This is a genomic window from Actinokineospora sp. NBRC 105648 (assembly GCF_030269645.1).
Classification (GTDB): domain Bacteria; phylum Actinomycetota; class Actinomycetes; order Mycobacteriales; family Pseudonocardiaceae; genus Actinokineospora.
Genome location: NZ_BSTR01000022.1, coordinates 111,354 through 129,570, shown reverse-complemented (window position 1 = coordinate 129,570; position 18,217 = coordinate 111,354). Strand labels below are relative to the sequence as shown.

At 70.2% G+C, this 18,217-nt stretch carries 21 protein-coding genes and 1 tRNA gene; 13 read left to right on the top strand and 9 right to left on the bottom strand.

What is annotated here, in order from left to right:
• Positions 1-296: 296 nt before the first annotated feature.
• Both QSK30_RS20440 and QSK30_RS20435 read right to left on the bottom strand, forming a co-directional pair.
• Positions 297-620: a DUF4873 domain-containing protein gene (locus QSK30_RS20440; protein ID WP_285504924.1), complete on the bottom strand. Its 324-nt coding sequence runs from the start codon at positions 618-620 to the stop codon at positions 297-299.
• 8 nt (positions 621-628) lie between these two features.
• Positions 629-1,375 carry a TetR/AcrR family transcriptional regulator gene (locus tag QSK30_RS20435; RefSeq protein WP_285504922.1) on the bottom strand — a complete coding sequence of 249 codons (747 nt, stop codon included), beginning with the start codon at positions 1,373-1,375 and terminating at the stop codon, positions 629-631.
• A gap of 67 nt (positions 1,376-1,442) precedes the next feature.
• On the opposite strand from QSK30_RS20435, the gene QSK30_RS20430 reads away from it, so the two are divergent.
• The 3 genes from QSK30_RS20430 to QSK30_RS20420 are packed head-to-tail and all read left to right on the top strand — an operon-like array spanning position 1,443 to position 4,210.
• Positions 1,443-2,354, top strand: coding sequence for an AurF N-oxygenase family protein (locus tag QSK30_RS20430; RefSeq protein WP_285504920.1), 912 nt, complete (start codon positions 1,443-1,445; stop codon positions 2,352-2,354).
• On the top strand, positions 2,351-3,259 hold the full coding sequence (locus QSK30_RS20425) for an alpha/beta fold hydrolase (protein ID WP_285504919.1): 909 nt from the start codon (positions 2,351-2,353) through the stop codon (positions 3,257-3,259). The genes QSK30_RS20430 and QSK30_RS20425 overlap by 4 nt, the downstream gene beginning before the upstream one ends.
• Positions 3,260-3,271: 12 nt before the next feature.
• Positions 3,272-4,210 carry an alpha/beta fold hydrolase gene (locus QSK30_RS20420; protein ID WP_285504917.1) on the top strand — a complete coding sequence of 313 codons (939 nt, stop codon included), beginning with the start codon at positions 3,272-3,274 and terminating at the stop codon, positions 4,208-4,210.
• On the opposite strand, the gene QSK30_RS20415 is transcribed toward QSK30_RS20420, so the two are convergent.
• From QSK30_RS20415 to QSK30_RS20405, 3 genes are read right to left on the bottom strand one after another with little or no spacing between them, the layout of a single operon-like run.
• A complete protein-coding gene (locus QSK30_RS20415) occupies positions 4,128-4,823 on the bottom strand; it encodes a hypothetical protein (protein ID WP_285504915.1) in 696 nt (231 codons plus the stop codon). The genes QSK30_RS20420 and QSK30_RS20415 overlap by 83 nt on opposite strands.
• Complete coding sequence (locus tag QSK30_RS20410) at positions 4,811-5,527, bottom strand: PP2C family protein-serine/threonine phosphatase (RefSeq protein WP_285504913.1); 717 nt, start codon at positions 5,525-5,527, stop codon at positions 4,811-4,813. Before QSK30_RS20410 ends, QSK30_RS20415 begins: the two co-directional genes overlap by 13 nt.
• Before the next feature lie 56 nt (positions 5,528-5,583).
• A complete protein-coding gene (locus tag QSK30_RS20405) occupies positions 5,584-6,219 on the bottom strand; it encodes a TetR/AcrR family transcriptional regulator (RefSeq protein ID WP_285504912.1) in 636 nt (211 codons plus the stop codon).
• Positions 6,220-6,403: 184 nt separating this feature from the next.
• Between QSK30_RS20405 and QSK30_RS20400 the strand changes: the two genes are divergently transcribed.
• The 4 genes from QSK30_RS20400 (at position 6,404) to QSK30_RS20385 (ending at position 10,770) form a co-directional block, all read left to right on the top strand.
• Positions 6,404-7,405: an alpha/beta fold hydrolase gene (locus QSK30_RS20400; protein WP_285504911.1), complete on the top strand. Its 1,002-nt coding sequence runs from the start codon at positions 6,404-6,406 to the stop codon at positions 7,403-7,405.
• 59 nt (positions 7,406-7,464) lie between these two features.
• On the top strand, positions 7,465-8,544 hold the full coding sequence (locus QSK30_RS20395) for a DUF3152 domain-containing protein (protein WP_285504935.1): 1,080 nt from the start codon (positions 7,465-7,467) through the stop codon (positions 8,542-8,544).
• Positions 8,545-8,668: 124 nt separating this feature from the next.
• The gene (gene moeZ / locus QSK30_RS20390; RefSeq protein ID WP_285504910.1) at positions 8,669-9,847 is read left to right on the top strand and encodes an adenylyltransferase/sulfurtransferase MoeZ; all 1,179 of its coding nucleotides are present in this window, start codon (positions 8,669-8,671) and stop codon (positions 9,845-9,847) included.
• A 131-nt stretch (positions 9,848-9,978) separates the two neighbouring features.
• On the top strand, positions 9,979-10,770 hold the full coding sequence (locus QSK30_RS20385; protein WP_285504909.1) for a TIGR02569 family protein: 792 nt from the start codon (positions 9,979-9,981) through the stop codon (positions 10,768-10,770).
• Positions 10,771-10,788: 18 nt separating this feature from the next.
• Here QSK30_RS20385 and QSK30_RS20380 read toward each other — a convergent pair whose 3' ends face one another.
• Positions 10,789-11,586 carry a DUF1206 domain-containing protein gene (locus tag QSK30_RS20380; protein ID WP_285504907.1) on the bottom strand — a complete coding sequence of 266 codons (798 nt, stop codon included), beginning with the start codon at positions 11,584-11,586 and terminating at the stop codon, positions 10,789-10,791.
• Between the two features lie 124 nt (positions 11,587-11,710).
• On the opposite strand from QSK30_RS20380, the gene QSK30_RS20375 reads away from it, so the two are divergent.
• The 4 genes from QSK30_RS20375 to QSK30_RS20360 all read left to right on the top strand — a co-directional run bounded on the left by QSK30_RS20375 (position 11,711) and on the right by QSK30_RS20360 (position 15,000).
• The gene (locus tag QSK30_RS20375; protein WP_285504905.1) at positions 11,711-12,229 is read left to right on the top strand and encodes a hypothetical protein; all 519 of its coding nucleotides are present in this window, start codon (positions 11,711-11,713) and stop codon (positions 12,227-12,229) included.
• 849 nt (positions 12,230-13,078) lie between these two features.
• Entirely contained in the window at positions 13,079-14,065 is a 987-nt protein-coding gene (locus QSK30_RS20370) for a pirin family protein (protein ID WP_285504903.1), read from the top strand.
• Positions 14,062-14,421 carry a tetratricopeptide repeat protein gene (locus tag QSK30_RS20365; RefSeq protein WP_285504901.1) on the top strand — a complete coding sequence of 120 codons (360 nt, stop codon included), beginning with the start codon at positions 14,062-14,064 and terminating at the stop codon, positions 14,419-14,421. Before QSK30_RS20370 ends, QSK30_RS20365 begins: the two co-directional genes overlap by 4 nt.
• 490 nt (positions 14,422-14,911) lie before the next feature.
• Positions 14,912-15,000, top strand: a tRNA-OTHER gene (locus tag QSK30_RS20360).
• 84 nt (positions 15,001-15,084) lie between these two features.
• Here QSK30_RS20360 and QSK30_RS20355 read toward each other — a convergent pair.
• A complete protein-coding gene (locus tag QSK30_RS20355) occupies positions 15,085-15,624 on the bottom strand; it encodes a TetR/AcrR family transcriptional regulator (protein ID WP_285504899.1) in 540 nt (179 codons plus the stop codon).
• Between the two features lie 81 nt (positions 15,625-15,705).
• Between QSK30_RS20355 and QSK30_RS20350 the strand changes: the two genes are divergently transcribed.
• Together QSK30_RS20350 and QSK30_RS20345 are read left to right on the top strand one after the other, a co-directional pair.
• Positions 15,706-16,590, top strand: coding sequence for an oxidoreductase (locus QSK30_RS20350; protein WP_285504898.1), 885 nt, complete (start codon positions 15,706-15,708; stop codon positions 16,588-16,590).
• Positions 16,591-16,932: 342 nt separating this feature from the next.
• On the top strand, positions 16,933-17,127 hold the full coding sequence (locus QSK30_RS20345) for a hypothetical protein (RefSeq protein WP_285504896.1): 195 nt from the start codon (positions 16,933-16,935) through the stop codon (positions 17,125-17,127).
• An 18-nt stretch (positions 17,128-17,145) separates the two neighbouring features.
• Here the strand turns inward: QSK30_RS20345 and QSK30_RS20340 are convergent, their stop codons facing one another.
• Positions 17,146-17,466, bottom strand: a complete 321-nt coding sequence (locus QSK30_RS20340) for an MGMT family protein (protein WP_285504934.1) — start codon at positions 17,464-17,466, stop codon at positions 17,146-17,148.
• A gap of 2 nt (positions 17,467-17,468) precedes the next feature.
• Complete coding sequence (locus QSK30_RS20335; protein WP_285504894.1) at positions 17,469-18,194, bottom strand: alpha/beta fold hydrolase; 726 nt, start codon at positions 18,192-18,194, stop codon at positions 17,469-17,471.
• Between the last annotated feature and the right edge of the window lie 23 nt (positions 18,195-18,217).

Here is an 18,217-nt window from a genome sequence, read left to right as displayed (position 1 = left end):
CCCTTCACCCGCCCTTTTTTCACCACCGCGGTGCTCTAGGGGCCCCGCACGAAGCGAGTTCACTAGATCGAGCCCCCATCTTTTCCTCGGGCAACCCAAGCGATGAGCAGCCCGTGGCCCCAGGGCGACACACCTTATGACCTGCCCAAGTAAAGCGGAGGCTCGATTGGGTGGACTGCCACACGAAGGCAGTCCACCCAATCGAGCACAAACGTAACGGGTCTTGCGTACCAGCGGGCTGGGGATTCAGGGATTGAAAGATTGAGAGCGAAGGGCAAGAGCGAAATCTGTTGGGGTTAGGCGTCTTGGCGGTGGTCCACTGTGGTCTGGACTACGAATGGGGGAGTGCTGGTGCCCGTGATCCGGTACCGGTCCCAGGGGTCCGGGTCCGAGAGTTCGCCCTGTGCCTGTCCGCCCGGTGTCTTGAGGACCGCTTGTGTCTTCTTGCCCGCGACCAGTTCGGACAGTGCCTTGTCCGCCGCGATCCGGCCGTACCACCGGTAGTAGCCGTCGATCGGCTGGAAGTGGCCGCGTAGTTCCACGGTGACCGTGAACTCGGTGTCGCCCACGACCAGTGTCGCCTGGCCCTGGTAGCCGTCGTCCTCGGGGTGGTCGGTCATCGGAGCTCCTAGCCTGCGGCCGCGTCGCCGGGGTCGCCGTTGGACAGTTGGACGAGTCGGTTGATTTCCAGGGGTTTGTGCGGATCTATCGTCACGCCGTAGCCGCGCATGGTGCCGTCGATGGCGGCCCAGATGGTCATGGTCAGGTACTCGACCACCGCGTCGCGGCTCATGGTCCTTCGTTCCAGCCACCACTCGCCGACGTTCTGGACCATGCCGACGATGCCGTGGCCCCAGACCTCGGCGCCGCCGGAGTCGATCTGGTAGGTCCGCATGTAGTCGCCGAGCAGGGTGGAGAGTGCGTTGGCGATGACTTCCTTGTCCTCGGCGACGATGTCGGAGTCGATCTTGCGGTCGGCGAAGGTGCTGCGGACCAGGAGCCGGTAGAGGTTCGGGTACTCCTCGATGATCGAGAAGAAGGCGTCCAGGCTCTTGCGGATGCGCGGGAGGGGGGCCTCCTCGCGGTTCATCGCCGGGATGAGGCGTTCGAAGAGGATCTCCGTGCCCCGGTGGCCCAGGGCCAGGAACAGGTCCGCCTTGTCGGTGAAGTGCCGGTAGAGGACCGGCTTGGTCACGCCCGCCTCGGCCGCGACGTGCTCCATGCCCAGGTCCGGGCCGTGTTCGGCGAGCGCGCGCAGGGCGGCCTCGACGAACTCCTCGCGCCGGGCGGCGCGGTGGGACTTCCACCGGTCTCGTCGTGCGTCCCCGGAGTCACCTGAGCTGTGTCGCTTGACACGATCCGCCATGCGATTCATGCTACCAGAAGTAACTGTTACCGGAAGTAACGCGTGACAGTCTGACCGCGTAAGGAGTGACTCGACGATGAGCCGCGCGATGCAGGTGGCCAAGGTAGCCGATCGGGAGAAGACCGCGGGTCGTTTGCTCAAGTCCTCCGCGGACAAGTTCTACGACCCGGACATCGACATCGACTGGGACGCCCCGGTCACCGAGGGGCTGCGCTACCACCCGGAGCACCGGATCTCGCTCTACGGCACCGAGCTGTGGGAGCGGTTGAGCCCCGAGCAGCGGATCGAGCTGGGCAAGCACGAGATCGCCAGCATCGCCAGCACCGGGATCTTCTTCGAGGTCATCCTGATGCAGATGCTGCTCAAGCAGGTCTACCGGCACGACCCGACCACCGACCACGTGCACTACATGCTCTCCGAGATCGCCGACGAGTGCAGGCACTCGACCATGTTCGGCAAGGCGTGCAAGCGCTTCGGGGTGCCCGCCTACGGGCCGCGCGGCTGGGTCAGGTCGCTGGCCAAGATCCTCCCAGCGATCGGCAAGGGGCCCTCGGCCTACGCCGCGATCCTGGTCGCCGAGGAGGTGCTGGACCGGATGCAGCGGGAGAACATGGCCGACCCCGAACTCCAGCCGCTGATCCGGATGGTCAACCGGATCCACGTCCTGGAGGAGGCGCGGCACGTCACCTTCGCCCGCCAGGAGGTCGCCCAGGGGATGGCCAGGGCCGGGTGGTTGGCCAAGCACTACCACCGGGCGCTGACCGCGTTCGTGTCCTACTTCGTGGCGCTGAGCCTGATCAACCCCGAGGTCTACCGGTCGGTCGGCCTGGACCCGAAGACGGCGTGGAAGGCCGCCAAGGCCAACCCGCACTTCCAGGAGACCATCCGGTACTGGGGCGAGCGGATCATGAAGTTCCTGGCCGAGGCCGACCTGGTCGGCGGGCCCGGCATGGTCCTGTGGCGCCGCTCGATGCTGCTCCCGAGGTGAGCGCGTTCACCACCTCGGACGGCGTGCCGCTGCACGTCGCCGAGGCCGGGTCCGGACCGGTCACCCTGGTCCTCGTGCACGGCTGGACCATGGACCACACGTCCTGGGACCCCGTGGTCGACGACCTCCTGGCGGATGACCCAGTGGACCACCCGGTGGGCGTCCGCGTCGTCCGGTTCGACCTGCGCGGGCACGGCAGGTCCGGGGCCGCGCCGCAGGGCAGCGCCACCATCGACCGGCTGGCCGACGACCTAGCCGAACTGGTCGCCGCCCGGACCACCGGCCCGGTCGTGCTCGGCGGCCACTCGCTCGGCGGGATGACGCTGATGGCGCTCGCCGAACGGCACCCCCGGTTGATCGCCGAGCGCGTCTCGGGCGTGGCGTTCGTGGCGACCACCTCGGGCGGCCTGTCCCGGCTCACGCTCGGGCTGCCGCGCTGGGTCGCCGCCCCGGTCCTCTACCTCGAGAAGCTGGTGAACAAGCGGATCGCCAGGTTCCGCCGCCCGGCCCTGCTCGGCCGGTTCAGCGGGTTCGCCCGCCCCGGCGTGCGCTGGCTGGTGTTCGGCCGCGACCCGGTCGCCGCGCACATCGCCGCGACCGCCGCGCAGGTCGGCCGGTGCAACCCGGCGAACATGGTCGGGTTCCGCTCCTCGCTCAACGAGCACGAGCGGGTGCACGCCCTGAGCGCTTACCAGGGCGTTCCCGCCGTGGTGATGGCGGGCGAGCTGGACCGGCTGTGCCCGGTGCCGGACTCGCGGATCATCGCAGGCCGGCTGCCAGACGCCGACCTGCTGGTCTACCCCGGCGCGGGCCACATGCTCAACTACGAGCGCTCGTCCGAGGTCGTCGCCCAGCTCAGCACCCTGGTGGCGCGCGCGGCCGTGCCCACGCTTGCTACTGCGTAGTAAGTTCGGCGCGTGGCCGACATCTTCCGCACCTCCGACGGGGTCGAGCTGAACGTCCTCGACGACCGCGGACCAGGCGTGACCGTGCTGCTCACGCACGGCTGGACCAGCGACCTGCGGGTCTGGGACGAGGTCGCGGCGGCCTTGGCGGGCCGGGTCCGGGTGATCCGGTTCGACCACCGCGGCCACGGCGGCTCGGGTGCCGCCCCGCGCGGTGGCGCCACGCTCGGCAGGCTCGGTGACGACCTCGCCGAGCTGATCGCCGACCGGGTACCCACCGGGCCGCTGGTGCTGGTGGGTCACTCGATGGGCGGGATGGCGATGATGGCGTTGGCCGAGCTGCACCCGGAGCTCGTCGCGGACCGGGTGGCGGCGGCGATGTTCATCTCCACCTCGGCAGGCCGGATGGGCGAGGTCACCTTCGGTCTCCCCAAGCCGTTGGTGCGGTTCGCCGTGAAGGACCGACCGCGTAAGAGCTCTGCTGGGCCTAAGAAGGCGCCCAAGAAGCCGGTAGAACCACCGTCGCGGTTGCGCGTGTTGGGCGGTCTGCTGTTCTTGCGCTGGCTGGTGTTCGGGACCCGGTTCCGGCTGGTGGACGTGCGGTCGGTCGCCGACCAACTCGCCAAGTCCCACCGCGCGAGCGCGGGCGGTCTGCGGCGGGAGATCGTCGGAAAGCACTCTCGGGTGGCCGCTTTGGCGGTGTACAGCCAAATCCCGACCCAGGTGCTCGTGGGACAGCTCGACCGGATAACCCCCGTCGACCACGCCGCCGAGATCGCGCGGGCCATGCCGGGGACCGAGTTCGTCCGCTACCCGGCCGCGGGCCACATGCTCCCGTACGAGCGCGTCGGCGAGGTCGTCACGCGGATCATGGGCCTGGCCCGCGGTGCGCGCACAGCCGGTGCGGCACCAGGTCCTGGTCGGCGGCCACGAGGAGCCGCTCGCGGATGAGGTAGTCCGGCAGCTCGTGCCGGTGGCCCTGCGGCTCGCCCCAGATCTCGGTGACCACCTCGTTGAGCGCCCGTTCCAGGGCGGTGAACGAGGTCAGCCCCATGCACAGCCGGGTCTGCATCCGGTCCAGCGGCCGGGGCGCGTGGATGCCCGGGGTGAAGTACTCCCGGTAGTAGGCCGCCAGCACGGCTCGGTGCCGCGGCTTGCGACCCAGCAGCAGCGCGACCTTCACCGCGGCCCCGTCCAGGCCGATCATCGTCTCCGGGCCCGAGTCGTCCCGGGGGATCTCCCAGGTCGCCGAGCCGTGCACGACCATCCGCAGCCGGGCGTCCCACACCCGGACCTCGGTCTCGCCGTCCGGCAGCGGGAACGCACACCGCTCGCTGACGGTGAACCGCCTGCTCTCCGCCACGACGTACACGGTGAGCTGGTCGTGGCCGTTGACCAGCCACCACCGGCCGTCCATGTGCCGCAGGAACGGCGCGTTCGGCGCCCGCGAGATGCGCTCGTCGGTGCCGCCGCTGAGGAAGTCGCGGTCCAGGGACAGCTGCTCGCCCGGCGGGACGAGCCTGGGTGCCGGGTAGGCGTGGTAGTCGACGATCAGCTCCGCCAACCCGCACCGCCCGCCACATCACCGACCACTGCGGTCACGTTATCCCGGGCGCCCGCCTCGACCGCGGCGCGCACCAACTCGTTCGCGCACTCCGCCGCGGTTGCCTTGCGCAGTGAGAACAAGAGGTCGTGCAGACCCTTACCGAGCGCGTTAGGGAGTCCGTCGCTGCACAACAGGTAGCGCTCACCGGGGATCGCGGACCGCTCCCACAGATCGGGTCGCACCTGGTCTTCCATCCCGATCGCCCGCATCAGCGCCGAGCGCTGGGGGTGCCGGGCGCCCTCCTCTGGGGTCAGGTGCCCGGCCGCCACCAGCTCGTCCGCGAGGGTGTGCGCCCTGGTCAACGGGTGGATGTCGGTGGCGACCACCAGCACGACGCTGTCGCCGACGTGCGCTCCGCGGACGAGCCAACGACCCTCTCGGCGGACCATGGCGGCCACGTCGAGCGTGCTGCCCATGCCCGCGGTGGCCGGGTGCTCCCGACCGTGGGCGCGCACGGCCGCGTTGGCCAGGGACGCCGCAGTGCCGGGGGCCTCGCCGCCGTGCTCGACCACGGCCTGGACCGCCAGCGCGGAGGCGACCTCGCCCGCGGGCGCGCCGCCGACGCCGTCGGCGACCACCAGCAGGCGGCCGCCCGCGTGACTGGCGTCCTGGTTCGTCGTGCGCCCGCCGAGGGCGCTCACGTTCGCCGCCGAGAACTTCATGCGGTCAACGGTGCCTGGTGCCTGCCGAGATCAACAGGGGGAGCGCTCTCCCCTGCTCACTCGTGCGGGTGCAGCGGGAAGCCGCCGCCGATGCCGCGCCAGGCCAGGTTGGAGATCAGCCCGATGGCCTCGTCCTTGGGCAGCACCCGGTTGTCGGCCAGCCACGCGCGCGCCGCGACCTGGCTCACCCCGACCAGGCCGACCGCGAGCAGCCGCGCGCGGTGCTCGTCGAGGCCCGCGTCGGCGGTGATGGTGGCGGTGATGGCGTCGACGCTGGCGCTGGTGGCCCGCTCGATCGCGTCCTGCACCAGCGGCTCGCCGCGCAGGTCGGACTCGAAGACCAGCCGGAACGCCTGGCTCTCGCCGTCGACGAAGTCGAAGTAGGCGCCGACCGCGTTGCGCACCCGGATCTTGTTGTCGGTGGTGGCCGCCATCGCGTCGGTGACCCGGCGGATGAGCTCGTCGACGTGCTTGTCCAGCAGCGCCATGTACAGCTCGAGCTTGCCGGGGAAGTGCTGGTAGAGCACCGGCTTGCTGACCCCGGCCCGCTCGGCGATCTCGTCCATGCCCGCCGCGTGGTAGCCGTTGGCCGCGAACACGTCCTGGGCCGCGGCGAGCAGCTGGGCGCGCCGGGCCGTCCGGGGGAGCCGCGCCCCCCGGCCCACACCGTTGGCCTGAATTGTCTCGGACATGTGCCTCCACCCTCACTTACCGCGTCGTCGGGTCGGGATCGCCAACCCGCACGGGTGGTTCGACCTTACTCGCGGGTATCCCCGTTCGGGGCAACTGATTCAACGACCGTGCTCTACAACAAGTATTCAGTGTGACGCGCGTCTCACTACGGTGAGCCCCGCAGAACGGATGCACACTGGATTGATGACCGGATTGATGAACTCCGCAACAACACTCAGATCGGAGCGGGCCCCGCTGACCGAGGTCCCCTTCTCCGCCGCTGAGCTGCCCGTGATCGATCCGGCCACCAAGGCGTGGCCGGGTGAGGACATCGAGGCTGGTGGGATCCGCCTGCACGTGCGCCGGACGCCCGGGGTCGGCGAGGTCACCGCGGTGTACGTGCACGGCCTCGGCGGCTCGGCGACGAACTGGACCGACCTGGCCGCGCACCTGGCCGGGTACGCCCCGGGCATCGCCGTCGACCTGCCCGGCTTCGGCCGCACCCCACCGCTGCCGGACTACCAGTACACCCCCGAGGGCCACGCGGAGGCGCTCGCCACCTGGCTGCGCGCGCTGGACCTCGGCCCGATCCACCTGCTGGGCAACTCGATGGGCGGCGCCGTGTGCATCGTGCTGGCCGCCCGCCACCCCGATCTGGTGCGCACGCTGACGCTGATCTCGCCCGCGGTCCCCGACCTGCGCCCCAACGTCAACCGCATGTCCGACCGGCGGATGGCGCTGGCCTTCCTGCCGGTGGTGGGCACCTCGGTGCGCAGGCAGCTCGCCCAGCTGACGCCACGCCAACGGCTGACCCAGATGCTGAACCTCTGCTACGCCGACCCGGGCTCGGTGCCCAAGGAGCGGATCGAGGAGGCGGTGCAGGAGTACGCCGAGCGGGCCGAGCAGGCCTGGGCCGCCACCGCGCTGGCGGGCAGCACCATCGGGCTGATCCGGGCCTGGTTCGCCCGCGGCACCCGGTCGCTGTGGCGGTTCATCCCGCAGGTCCAGGCGCCGACGCTGGTGGTCTGGGGCACCGAGGACAAGCTGATGACCGTCCGCAAGGCCCCGCGCACCGCCCGCCTGCTGCAGCGCGCGCGGCTGCTGGTCCTGCCGCGCACCGGTCACGTGGCGCAGATGGAGCGGCCCGCGCTGGTCGCGCGGGCGACTCTGGGGCTGTGGGAGACGGCCGCCGCGGATCGCTGGTGAGCGGCGTGCTCGTCCTTGGGAGCGCTGCGTGATGTGGCACCCTGGTCGCCGTGAGCCGAATGACGCAGGGGGAGCCGGACCCGGCCGCCGAGTCGTCACGCTCCGCATCGGCCGGTGAGCCGGGCGGCCAGGTCGTGACCGAGGACCGCTACCGCAAGGGCTCCCGCCGCACCACCGCCGAGCCGCTGGCGGCCTCCTGGCAGCCGGACAAGCCCAGGGCACGGCGCAAGCGCGGGTTCATCGCCACCTACGGGTGGCGCGTTTACGCGTTGCCCGTGCTGCTCGCCGTCACGGTGCTCGTCCTCGTGCAGACGGCGGGCGACCGCGGCGACACCGCGGGCGGCAGCACCCCGGTGGCCGCGCGGGGCGACACCGGACAAGACGGCGGGGGACAGGGCGACGTCGGCGCGGGCGAGCAGACGCCGAGCGCGCCGGACGTCACCGAGCGACCCTCTGGCCCGGTCGACGTGAACATCCCGTCGGCCGAGCTGCCCAACGGCGGGGCGTTCACCCAGGCGGGCACGGGCAAGTTCCACGGCGTGGCGGGCAGTGGCCCCAAGGTGGGCAACGGCGCGAAGTTCTTCACCTACACGGTGGAGATCGAGGACGGCGTCGACAGCTCGGCCTTCGGCGGTGACGACGCGTTCGCCGCCCTGGTCGACAAGACCCTGGCCGACCCGCGCGGGTGGACCGGCCTGGGCGAGATCTCGGTGCAGCGGGTCGCCCCCGACTTCGCCAACCCGAGCTTCCGGATTAGCCTGACCAGCCCGGACACCGCGCACCGGGCCGACATGTGCGGCTACTCGATCAAGTACGAGTCCTCCTGCTACCGCGGCAGCGAGAAGCGCGTGATGATCAACCTGGCCCGCTGGGTGCGCGGCGCGGTCGCCTTCGCGGGCGACCTGCTGACCTACCGGCAGTACGCGCTCAACCACGAGGTCGGCCACGCCTTCCGCAACAACCACGTCGGCTGCCCGGAGGCGGGCGCGCTGGCGCCGGTGATGATGCAGCAGAGCTTCGGGGTGGCCAACAACTACGTCGCCCAGCTCAACCGCGCGGTGGGCAACCGGGACGCGGTCAAGGAGGACGGCCTGGTGTGCAAGCCGAACGCCTGGCCGAACCCGCAGGCCCGGCCCTAGTACCCAGCCCCGGTACCTGGCCCGTCCAGTCGTCCCGGATCGTGGGAGCGGGGGAAGACCGGGTGGGACTCTGGCGTTGTACCGGTGAGAATCGCCGCGCGTACCCCGTGTTCTAGGAGGACCGATGCCAGGCAGTTTGCCGCCGCTCGTCGAGCCGGCGCAGGAGCTGACCAAGGATGAGGTGGCGCGCTACAGCCGCCACCTGATCATCCCGGACGTCGGGGTGGACGGGCAGAAGCGGCTCAAGAACGCCAAGGTCCTGGTGGTCGGCGCGGGCGGGCTGGGCAGCCCGGCCCTGCTGTACCTGGCCGCGGCGGGCGTGGGCACGCTCGGCGTCGTCGACTTCGACATCGTCGACGAGTCGAACCTGCAGCGCCAGGTGATCCACGGCGTCTCCGACGTGGGCAAGCCCAAGGCCGTCTCGGCCAAGGAGTCGATCGCCGAGATCAACCCGCTGGTGACCGTGGTCCTGCACCAGGAGCACCTCAACTCCACCAACGCGCTGGAGATCTTCGCCGACTACGACCTGATCCTCGACGGCACGGACAACTTCGCCACCCGGTACCTGGTCAACGACGCCGCGGTGCTGCTGGGCAAGCCGTACGTGTGGGGGTCGATCTTCCGGTTCGAGGGCCAGGTCAGCGTCTTCTGGGACGACGCGCCCAACGGCCAGGGCCTCAACTACCGCGACCTCTACCCCGAGCCGCCGCCGCCCGGGATGGTCCCCTCGTGCGCCGAGGGCGGCGTGCTGGGCGTGCTGTGCGCGTCCATCGGGTCGATCATGGTGACCGAGGCGATCAAGCTGCTGACCGGCATCGGCGAGCCGCTGCTGGGTCGGCTGATGGTCTACGACGCGCTGGAGATGTCGTACCGCACCATCAAGATCCGCAAGGACCCGGAGACCAAGCCGATCGAGGGCCTGATCGACTACGACGCGTTCTGCGGCGTGGTCAGCGACGACGCGCAGACCGCGGCGGCGGGCAGCACGATCACCCCGCGCGAGCTCAAGGACAAGTTCGACCGGGGCGAGGACTTCGCGCTGATCGACGTCCGCGAGCCGCACGAGTACGAGATCGTCAAGATCGAGGGCTCGGTGCTGATCCCGAAGGACCGGATCCTCTCCGGCGAGGCGTTCGCCGAGCTGCCGCAGGACCGGCCGATCGTGCTGCACTGCAAGTCCGGTGTCCGCTCCGCGGAGGCGCTGGCGGCGCTGCACAAGGCGGGCTTCAAGGACGCGGTGCACGTCGGCGGCGGTGTGCTCGGCTGGGCGAGCGAGATCGACACCTCGCTGCCGACCTACTGAGCCGCTCGAGCTGCTCGGCCACCGGGCCCCGACCACGCGGTCGGGGCCCGGTGGCGACTTGACAAGATCAACAAATCGTGTCCCCGTGTCGCACGACCACCGGACACCTCGGGCAGGTAGCGTGCCCGCCCGTGAGAACTCCGCCCCCGCCGCACGTCCGCGCCGCCTTCGGCGCCAAGGACGCCGAGCCCGTGCTGATCGAGCAGGGGCCGGTCTGGCGGTGTGACGACCTCGCGCTGCGGCAGGCGGCCAACCCCGCCGAGGCGTCCTGGGTCGCCCAGACGCTCGGCGACCTGCGGGTCCCGGACCTGCGCATCGCCCAGCCGGTCCGCTCCAGCGACGGCCGCTACGTGGTCGGCGGGTGGGTCGGGTTCCGGTACGTCCCCGGCCGCGCCGAGCCGCGCTACGACGAGGTGATCTCCGCCTCGCTCCGGCTGCACAAGGCCACCGCGGAGCTGAACCGGCCGCGCTTCCTCAGCGGCCGCGCGGATGTGTTCGCCATGGCCGACCGGGCCGCCTGGGGCGAGGACAAGAAGACCAAGCTCGACCCGGACCTCGGCGGCAGGCTCTTCGCGCTGCACGCCGAGTCGCGCAAGGAGATCTCGCTGCGCTCCCAGGTCGTGCACGGCGACCTGTTCGGCAACGTCCTCTTCGACGGCGACGCCGCGCCCGGCATCATCGACTTCGCCGCGTTCCACCGCCCACCGGAGTGGGCGGCCGCGGTGGTCGTGGTCGACGCGATGGCCTGGGGCGGCGCCGACGAGTCGATCGCCAAGCGCTGGGGCCACCTGCCGGAGTGGCCGCAGGCGCTGCTGCGCGCCCTGCTGTTCCGGCTGGCGGTGCACGCGCTGCACCCGAGGTCCACCCCCCGCTCGATGCGCGGGCTGGAACGGGCGGCGCAGGAGATCGTCAAGCTGGTGTAGTCGACTGTCCTCAGTGGACTAGTCGCGATGCGCCTTCGCGGCGGCGAAGCAGTACACGCCGAAGGCGGCCAGGCCGATCGCGATCACGGTGAGCAGCAGCATGCCGTAGGGCTGCTCCGCCACCGTGTGCAGCGCCTTGTCCATGCCACCAGCCTGCTCGGGGTCGGCGTTCAGCGCGGCCAGCCCGACCAGCACGGCGATCACCCCGTAGGCCAGCCCCTTCCCGATCCAGCCGACCCGGCCGACCTGCTCGACGAACCGGCGGGACCCGTCGGGCAGCTCGGACATGTCCAGGTCGCGCTCGAAGGACCGCTTCACGCCCTTGTAGAAGATCACCGCGGCGATCACCAGGATGCCGATCGCCGCCGCGCCCACCAGGACCTGCCCGAACGGCAGGGCCAGCACCTTCGCGGTGAGCTCCTGCTGCTTGCCGGTCGAGTTCGTGCTGCCCACCCCGCGGGCGAAGTCCAGCGCGCCGATGCCGATGCCCGCCCCGGTGATCGCCCGCGCGCCCGCGCCAATCCGCTTGCCCAGGCGCTTGCGCGGTTCGGTGACGTAGGTGTAGCCCGCGAGGCCCTCGGTGACCTGCCAGAGGGCGAACAGGAACAGGCCGATGGTCAGCGCCCACAGCAGCACCGGACCGGCGGTGGTCTCCGCGATCTCGGCGATGGCGCCCTTGGAGTCGGTCTTCTCACCGGTCTGCCCGGCCGCGACCTGGATGGCCAGCCAGGCGATCAGGATGTGCACACCCCCGTAGAAGGCCATGCCGATCCGCCCCAGCCGCTGGACCGCCGGGTGTCTTCTCACTTGCCCCATGGTGCGCACACGTGCTGAATACCCCGTATCGGACACGCTCACCCGTCCAGACTCAGGGGTCCACTGTGGACGTTGTCGGGGGTGGGCGCGTAACGGTCCGGGTGCGACAGTCGAAGCAGCGGGTATGAGGTTCATGGTCGCGTTAGCGTTGCTCGCCGCCCTGGTCACGGGCTGTTCCACCCCGGTCACCGGATCCGCATCCGGCACCTCGACCGGTTCAACGACGACGGCGTCGAAGGCGACGGCCTCGTCGGCGGAAGTGACCACGACGGCCAGGCGTCCGACCGCCTCACGACCCACGGTGAGCAGGCAGACGGTCACACGGCCCACGACCACGACCCCGGGCGTCGACCTCACGGTGGACGAGAGCGCACCGTCGCAGTACTGCGACCGGCCGTTCAAGGGCGCACTGGGCAAGGACATGCTCGCCGTCGTCGTGGAGACCCCGACGGGCAGGCTCAACTGCGAACAGGCCGCTGCCATCCTGTTCGACTACTACGCAGCACGGCCGGACCCCAAGACCGGGCAGGCACCGTTCGAGATCGGACCGATGGCGTGCAACCAGGTGCCGGAGGGATCGCTGCCGCAGGTGGTGTGCAAGGACGAGGACAACACGATCTACAGCATGTGGCCCCAGCGCTAGGCGCCGACAGGCTTCCAAAGAAACCCTAAGTCCCTTCAGCCCTAAGTCCCTTCGGCCTTAATCCCTTTGGCTCTTTTCTTTCAATCTCTAAATGTCGAGCCCGCTGGTATGAAAGTCCCGTTACGTTTGTGCTCGATTGGGTGGACTGCCTTCGTGTGGGGGGAGGCGACCGCTAAACTTGACCTGTGGTGGGGATGCCCTTCTCCCCACGCTTTTTCCCCACGCGGTCGCCTAGGGGCCCCGCGCGAAGGCAGTCCACCCGATCGAGCCCTGCTCTTACTTGGGCAGCTCGTGGGGTGTGCCGCACGCCGACCTACGGTCGACCTGCATGGTGGCTCATCGCTGGGGTTGCCCGAGTAAAAGCATGGGCTCGATCTAGTGAACTCACTTCGTGCGGGGCCCCTAGAGCACCGCGGTGGTGAAAAAAGGGCGGGTGAAGGGCATCCCCACCACACGGCAAGTTTAGCGGTACTCCTCCCCCACACGAAGCGAGTCCACTAGATCGAGCATCCGTAGCGGGCGTTGCTTTCCAGCGGGGTCGGCCTCACCGCTGCGGTTTGCTGGGGGACGGGATTCGCTTGGGTGCTAGCAGAGTCGGCCTCACCGCTGCGGTTTGGCGGGGGCGGGATTCGCTTGGGTGCCAGCGGGGTCGGCCTATTCGCTGCGGGGTGTGGTGGTGGGGATTTCGCTGGGTTCGTTGGGAGGGTGGGTCTGCCGTGGGGTGGCGGTGGGGGCGCTGGCTCTGGGGCCGGGCGTCCTGGGTGGGCGGGGAATAATTGAGCGCGCAACTAGCTTGTAGCGGCTGTGGGTCGCCGACCGGGTGGCCCGAGAGTGATGAGGAGGCGCCCGATGCCTGCGATCACCGCTGACACCCTGACCCTGCCCCGCCTGCCGGACCTGCCCGAGTCGGCTACGACTTGGCGCGGGGTGCGCAGGATCGTGCGGGCGGAGAAGTTCCTGGAGGGTGAGGGTTTCCAGGTTCGGCGGCCTTTCCCCGGGGCTGACCTGGCCCTGGCCGACCCGTTCCTGCTGCTCGACCACATGGGTGCGGTCGAGTACGGCCCGGGGGAGGCCAAGGGTGCGCCCTGGCACCCACACCGCGGGTTCGAGACGGTCACCTACATGATCGACGGTGCCATGCAGCACACCGACTCCATCGGTGGCGGTGGTCTGATCACCGACGGCTCCACCCAGTGGATGACCGCTGGGTCGGGGATTCTGCACAACGAGGTGCCGCCGCAAGAGCTGGTCGCCAAGGGTGGGCTGTTCCACGGCGTCCAGTTGTGGGTCAACTTGCCGCGTTCGCTGAAGATGGCGCAGCCGCGCTACCAGGACATCGCGGCGGGTGACGCCATGTTGCTTGCCAGTGACGACGGTGGTGCGCTCGTCCGGGTCATCGCCGGTGACCTGGCTGGACACCGGGGGCCCGGCTCGACCTACACGCCGATCACCTACCTGCACGCGACCGTCAGTGCGGGTGCCCGGCTGGTCCTGCCGTGGCCTGCCGAGTTCAACGTGCTGGTCTACGTCCTGTCCGGTCGCGGCACTGTCGGGGCCGAGGGGAGGCCGTTGGAGGAAGGGCAGTTGGCCGTGTTCGGGCCTGGTGACGCGCTCACCGCGCGTGCCGCTGAGACGCAGCCGGGGAACTCGCCGAGTTGGGAGGTCCTGGTGCTCGGGGGGCTGCCGATCAACGAGCCGGTCGCCCGCTACGGACCGTTCGTGATGAACACCCGCCAGGAGATCATCCAGGCGTTCGAGGACTACCAGGCGGGGCGGCTCGGCCAGATCCCGGCCGCGCACCGGACCGCCGCTGACATCAGGCTGGAGGAGTCATGACCGACGTGCTCGACCTGCTGGACCAGGGCAGGCTGTTCCGGGCGAGCGGTGACCCCAGTACCGCCGCGCGCCACCTCGCCGAGGCGGCGGAGGCCGCGCCGGAGTCCACCGCCGTGCTGACCGAGTTGGCGCTGGCGCACTTCCAGTCGGCCGCCCTCGGCCCGGCCGAGTCCACCGCGCGCAAGCTGGTGGCCCTCGACCCGACCGACGCCTACGCCCACACCCTGCTCGGCCGCGCGCTGGCCAGGCAGAGCAGGCACGCAGAGGCCCTGCCCCACCTGCGCCTGGCCGCCGCGATGACCGGCACGGCCAAGGCCGAGGCCGCCCTGGCGGACTGCCGGGAACGCTTGTCCTAACTGCGGAACGCTTGGCATAGCGCACCTGCCGGACGTCGACCCGCCCCTCACCACGAGGCGCTTGGCCCACTCGACGGCGTCCGGCAGCGCTTTCACCACAAACGCCGGGTCCCCCCTTGATCGCCCTACCCCAAACTCTCCTCGACCTCTGTCGGTTAGTCCTATGTAGACCAGGGAGTCTCTGGAACCCTTCCCCGGCAACACAGTCACCATCACCTCCCACCTGCTCGATTGGGTGGAGTGGTTTGTCTGGGGAAGAAATGAGGCGCTAAGCTGACCCGCGAGTGGGTGACTCCCTTCCCCACCCGCTCTACCCACCGCGCCTCATTTCTTTAGGGGCCCCAGGCAAACCACTCCACCCAATCGAGCACCCCCGCAGCACTCCGCGGCAACCCAGACGGCGCGCCCGCGGCAAGCAAGTCGGCAAGCAAGACAGCAAACCGTCAGCCCGACATCAGCGCCACCCGGCAAGCTATGCACAGCAAGCCAAGGAGAGGTGCCCGGAGCGGCTCAACGGGTTCCAGTCTTCACCGGAAGGGCGCCTCGGCGCCCGCGCAGGTTCGAATCCTGCCCTCTCCGCCGAGTGCGCCGGGACGCGGCCGCCCCCCTGCCAGTCCCGTCCCGGCGCACCGTCAAGCACAGCGAGCACAGCGAGCAGAACCGTCAGGCAGTCACCGACCGCATGGCCAAAGCGATCCACCGCTCCCGGGACTCGACCGGCACCGCCTCGGTGGGCGCGGTGGCCACCAGCAGCGCCAAGTCGGCTGTGGTGATGTCCGCGTGCAAGGCCCCCTGCGCGTGCGCGACATCCACGATCCGCTGCAACTGCCCCCAGCCGCGCTCTTCCAGCTCCCGCAACGAGTCCGACGCCAGCCCCTCCGCTGCCGCCTTCACCGCCCGGTCCTGCGCGGCCAGTCCCACGAAGGTCCGCAGCAGCCCCGTCATCGCCTCGACCGGGTCCGCCCCGGCCTCGACGCGGTCCGCCGCCACGGCGACGAGCTCGACCAGGCTCGAGGTCAGCTCGGCCATGGCCGCGTCGATCAGGTCGGTCTTCGTGGGGAAGTGCCGGTAGAGCGTCCCGACGGCGACGCCCGCGTGGGCGGCGATCTCGTCCATGCCCACCTGCTCGCCGTTGGCCGCGAGCAACTCGCGGGTGGAGTCGAGGATGTTGCGCCGGTTGCGCACCGAGTCCGCTCTCGCCACCGCCTGGACCTCCGCACTTGCCAGAACCTGAACCTTGGCTCACTATAGATGGTGAACGCTAGTTCAGGTTAAGGAGCGAACATGGACGACCTCGCAGTGGTCACCGGCGCCAACGCCGGGCTGGGCATCGAGACCACCCGCGCGCTGGCCGCCCGCGGCACGACGGTGCTGATGGCCTGCCGCAACCAGGACAAGGCCGCGGCCGCGCGCGCCGCCCTCATCGCCGAGGGGGTCGACCCCGACCTGCTCCAGTTGGCCACCCTCGACCTCGCCGACCAGTCCTCGGTCGCCGCGTTCGCCGACCAGGTCATCGCCGAGCACGGCAGGCTCGGCCTGCTGGTGAACAACGCCGGGCTGATGGCGGTCGCCCAGTCCACGACCGCCGACGGGTTCGAGACCCAGTTCGGCGTCAACCACCTCGGGCACATGGCCCTCACGCTGCGGCTGCTGCCGCTGCTCACCGCCACGCCCGCGGCCCGCGTGGTCACCGTGACCAGCATGGGGCACCGGCCCGGCCGGATCCGGCTGGCCGACCCGAACTTTGAGCGCGGCCGCTACGGCCGCTGGCGCGCGTACTTCCAGTCGAAGCTGGCCAACCTGCTGTTCACCGCGGAACTGGGCCGCAGGCTCGCCGCCGACGGCCACGACACGCTCTCCGTCGCCGCGCACCCCGGCTACGCGGCCACCGAGCTGGGCAAGGACGAGCCCCGGTTCGTCGCCACCGCGACGGCCGTCCTGGACCGGTTCGTCGCCCAGTCCGCCGCCGCGGGCGCCCAGCCCACCCTGCGCGCCATCACCGACCCGGACGCCTTCCAGGGTGCCCTCTACGGCCCGCACCGCCGGTACTTCGGCCGCCCGGTCCTCGAGCGCCCAAGCCGCACCGCGCGCGACCCGCTCTTGGCGGCGAAGTTGTGGGACCTGTCACTGGAGCTCTTGGCGCCGATGAAGGTGTTCATGCCCTCTTAGCCAAAATTGGCAAAGGTCAACCTCTTGGTGTAGACGCGCGTCTTACCGGTATGGACGTCGGACTGATCGCGGTGGTGGCCGGAGCGTTCTTCCTGGTGTCGGGCTTGGTGGCCTTCACCCGGCGAGCGCTCCGTCACGGCAGGCAGTCGTCTGGTGACCAAGGTGATACGGTATGCGCGCCGTCGCTCACGGTGACTTAACACAACGCATCCAATCGGCCTCTTGCTTCAGCCCAATTGGGCTGAAAGAGTGAATGACACTCCCGGCCGGCACGCCGCGTGGATCCCCTGTGAGCGGACCTCGACGCTCAGCCTGCGGCGGCCGTCTCTAGGAAGGTGCTTCATGACGCTTGCTCAACAGGCCGTTCCCTCCCCCGGACGCATCGCTGCGGCCCGTGAAATCGAGTCGCTGCACAACGCCGAGCAGTGCAGCCGGGCGGCCAGGACGGTGGCCGACCACGCCGACGACGCCGCCGACTGCCAGCGGCTGCTCGACATGCTCGGCCTCGACCCCGCGCTCGGGAAGCAGCGCGACTAGTCCGGTCGGGCCGCTCCGCTAGTCGAACAACCCGGGCTCCGGCTCCGCCACCACGTCCGCCCAGCGGTAGGTGCGCAGGTCGACCTTCTCACCCGCCGCCAGGACGCCCTCGGCCCGCAGGCGCTCCAGCTGCTCACGGGCCAGGTGCGGGGCCGGGGTCCCGTTCGCCCGCAACACCCGGTGCCACGGCAGGTCGTGCCCGTCCTCGGACAGGATCTTGCCGACCAGCCGGGGCGAGGGTGCACGGGTCAGGCCCGCGATGTCGCCGTAGGTCACCACCCGGCCGGGCGGGATCGCCCGGATCGCCTCGCGAACCCGCTCGTGCAGTTCCTCGTCCACGCTCACCTCACGAATCCCGAGACCAGACCGCCGACGCGGTCGGGTTCCTCAACCGTCACCATGTGCCCGCAGTCCAGGTCGACGAGCTCGACACCGCGGGCCGCGGCGAGGAACTCAGGTCCGACGTAGCGCGCCCGCAGTGCGCGCACGACCAGTGTGCGCACGCGGGGAAGCGGCACAGGTCTGCACATCTCACTCCACGCGGTAGCGACGGCCGCCGGGCTGCACTTGGGGCTCCAAACACCGTATTTGGTTACCCAGTTGTCGGAAACCTCTTCGGCGATCACGTCTTCTTCGGCTGTCGGCCAGTCTTGGCGTTGTGCGGCATAGGGATCCGAGCACTCCCTCTTAGCCGCCTCGGCCGACTCCAGCGCCTCTCGCGGTTTGACGCTCACCGCCGGATCGAGCAAGACCAGTGCGCCTACGCGGTCCGGCGGTAGGCGAAGAGCGATAAGAGCGCCGAACGAATGCGCCATCACCGAGACGCGTTGCAGACCGAAGGTGTCCATCACCGCGAGCACGTCGGCCGTGTGCTGCTCCAAGGTCCAAGGCGGTAGCCGCGGCGAGTCACCGTGCCCGCGCAGATCCGGCGCGATCACCCGGAACGCGGACAGCTGCCACTGGGCGAGGCGGCGGAAGCGCGCGCCGTGCCCGGTCACCCCGTGCAGTGCCAGCAACGGCGGGGCGTCGTCGGCACCGAAGACGTGCACGTTCAGGGCGTCGGCCATGGCCGGATCATTCCACCCCGCCC

Bases quoted from the DNA above. Each gene is read 5' to 3' on its own strand.
- QSK30_RS20405 (WP_285504912.1), bottom strand. From the start codon at position 6,219: ATGTCCGAGACAATTCAGGCCAACGGTGTGGGCCGGGGGGCGCGGCTC.
- QSK30_RS20435 (WP_285504922.1), bottom strand. From the start codon at position 1,375: ATGAATCGCATGGCGGATCGTGTCAAGCGACACAGCTCAGGTGACTCC.
- QSK30_RS20365 (WP_285504901.1), top strand. From the start codon at position 14,062: ATGACCGACGTGCTCGACCTGCTGGACCAGGGCAGGCTGTTCCGGGCG.
- QSK30_RS20350 (WP_285504898.1), top strand. From the start codon at position 15,706: ATGGACGACCTCGCAGTGGTCACCGGCGCCAACGCCGGGCTGGGCATC.
- moeZ (WP_285504910.1), top strand. From the start codon at position 8,669: ATGCCAGGCAGTTTGCCGCCGCTCGTCGAGCCGGCGCAGGAGCTGACC.
- QSK30_RS20400 (WP_285504911.1), top strand. From the start codon at position 6,404: ATGACCGGATTGATGAACTCCGCAACAACACTCAGATCGGAGCGGGCC.
- QSK30_RS20380 (WP_285504907.1), bottom strand. From the start codon at position 11,586: ATGGGGCAAGTGAGAAGACACCCGGCGGTCCAGCGGCTGGGGCGGATC.
- QSK30_RS20335 (WP_285504894.1), bottom strand. From the start codon at position 18,194: ATGGCCGACGCCCTGAACGTGCACGTCTTCGGTGCCGACGACGCCCCG.
- QSK30_RS20375 (WP_285504905.1), top strand. From the start codon at position 11,711: ATGAGGTTCATGGTCGCGTTAGCGTTGCTCGCCGCCCTGGTCACGGGC.
- QSK30_RS20410 (WP_285504913.1), bottom strand. From the start codon at position 5,527: ATGAAGTTCTCGGCGGCGAACGTGAGCGCCCTCGGCGGGCGCACGACG.
- QSK30_RS20395 (WP_285504935.1), top strand. From the start codon at position 7,465: ATGACGCAGGGGGAGCCGGACCCGGCCGCCGAGTCGTCACGCTCCGCA.
- QSK30_RS20345 (WP_285504896.1), top strand. From the start codon at position 16,933: ATGACGCTTGCTCAACAGGCCGTTCCCTCCCCCGGACGCATCGCTGCG.
- QSK30_RS20440 (WP_285504924.1), bottom strand. From the start codon at position 620: ATGACCGACCACCCCGAGGACGACGGCTACCAGGGCCAGGCGACACTG.
- QSK30_RS20370 (WP_285504903.1), top strand. From the start codon at position 13,079: ATGCCTGCGATCACCGCTGACACCCTGACCCTGCCCCGCCTGCCGGAC.
- QSK30_RS20430 (WP_285504920.1), top strand. From the start codon at position 1,443: ATGAGCCGCGCGATGCAGGTGGCCAAGGTAGCCGATCGGGAGAAGACC.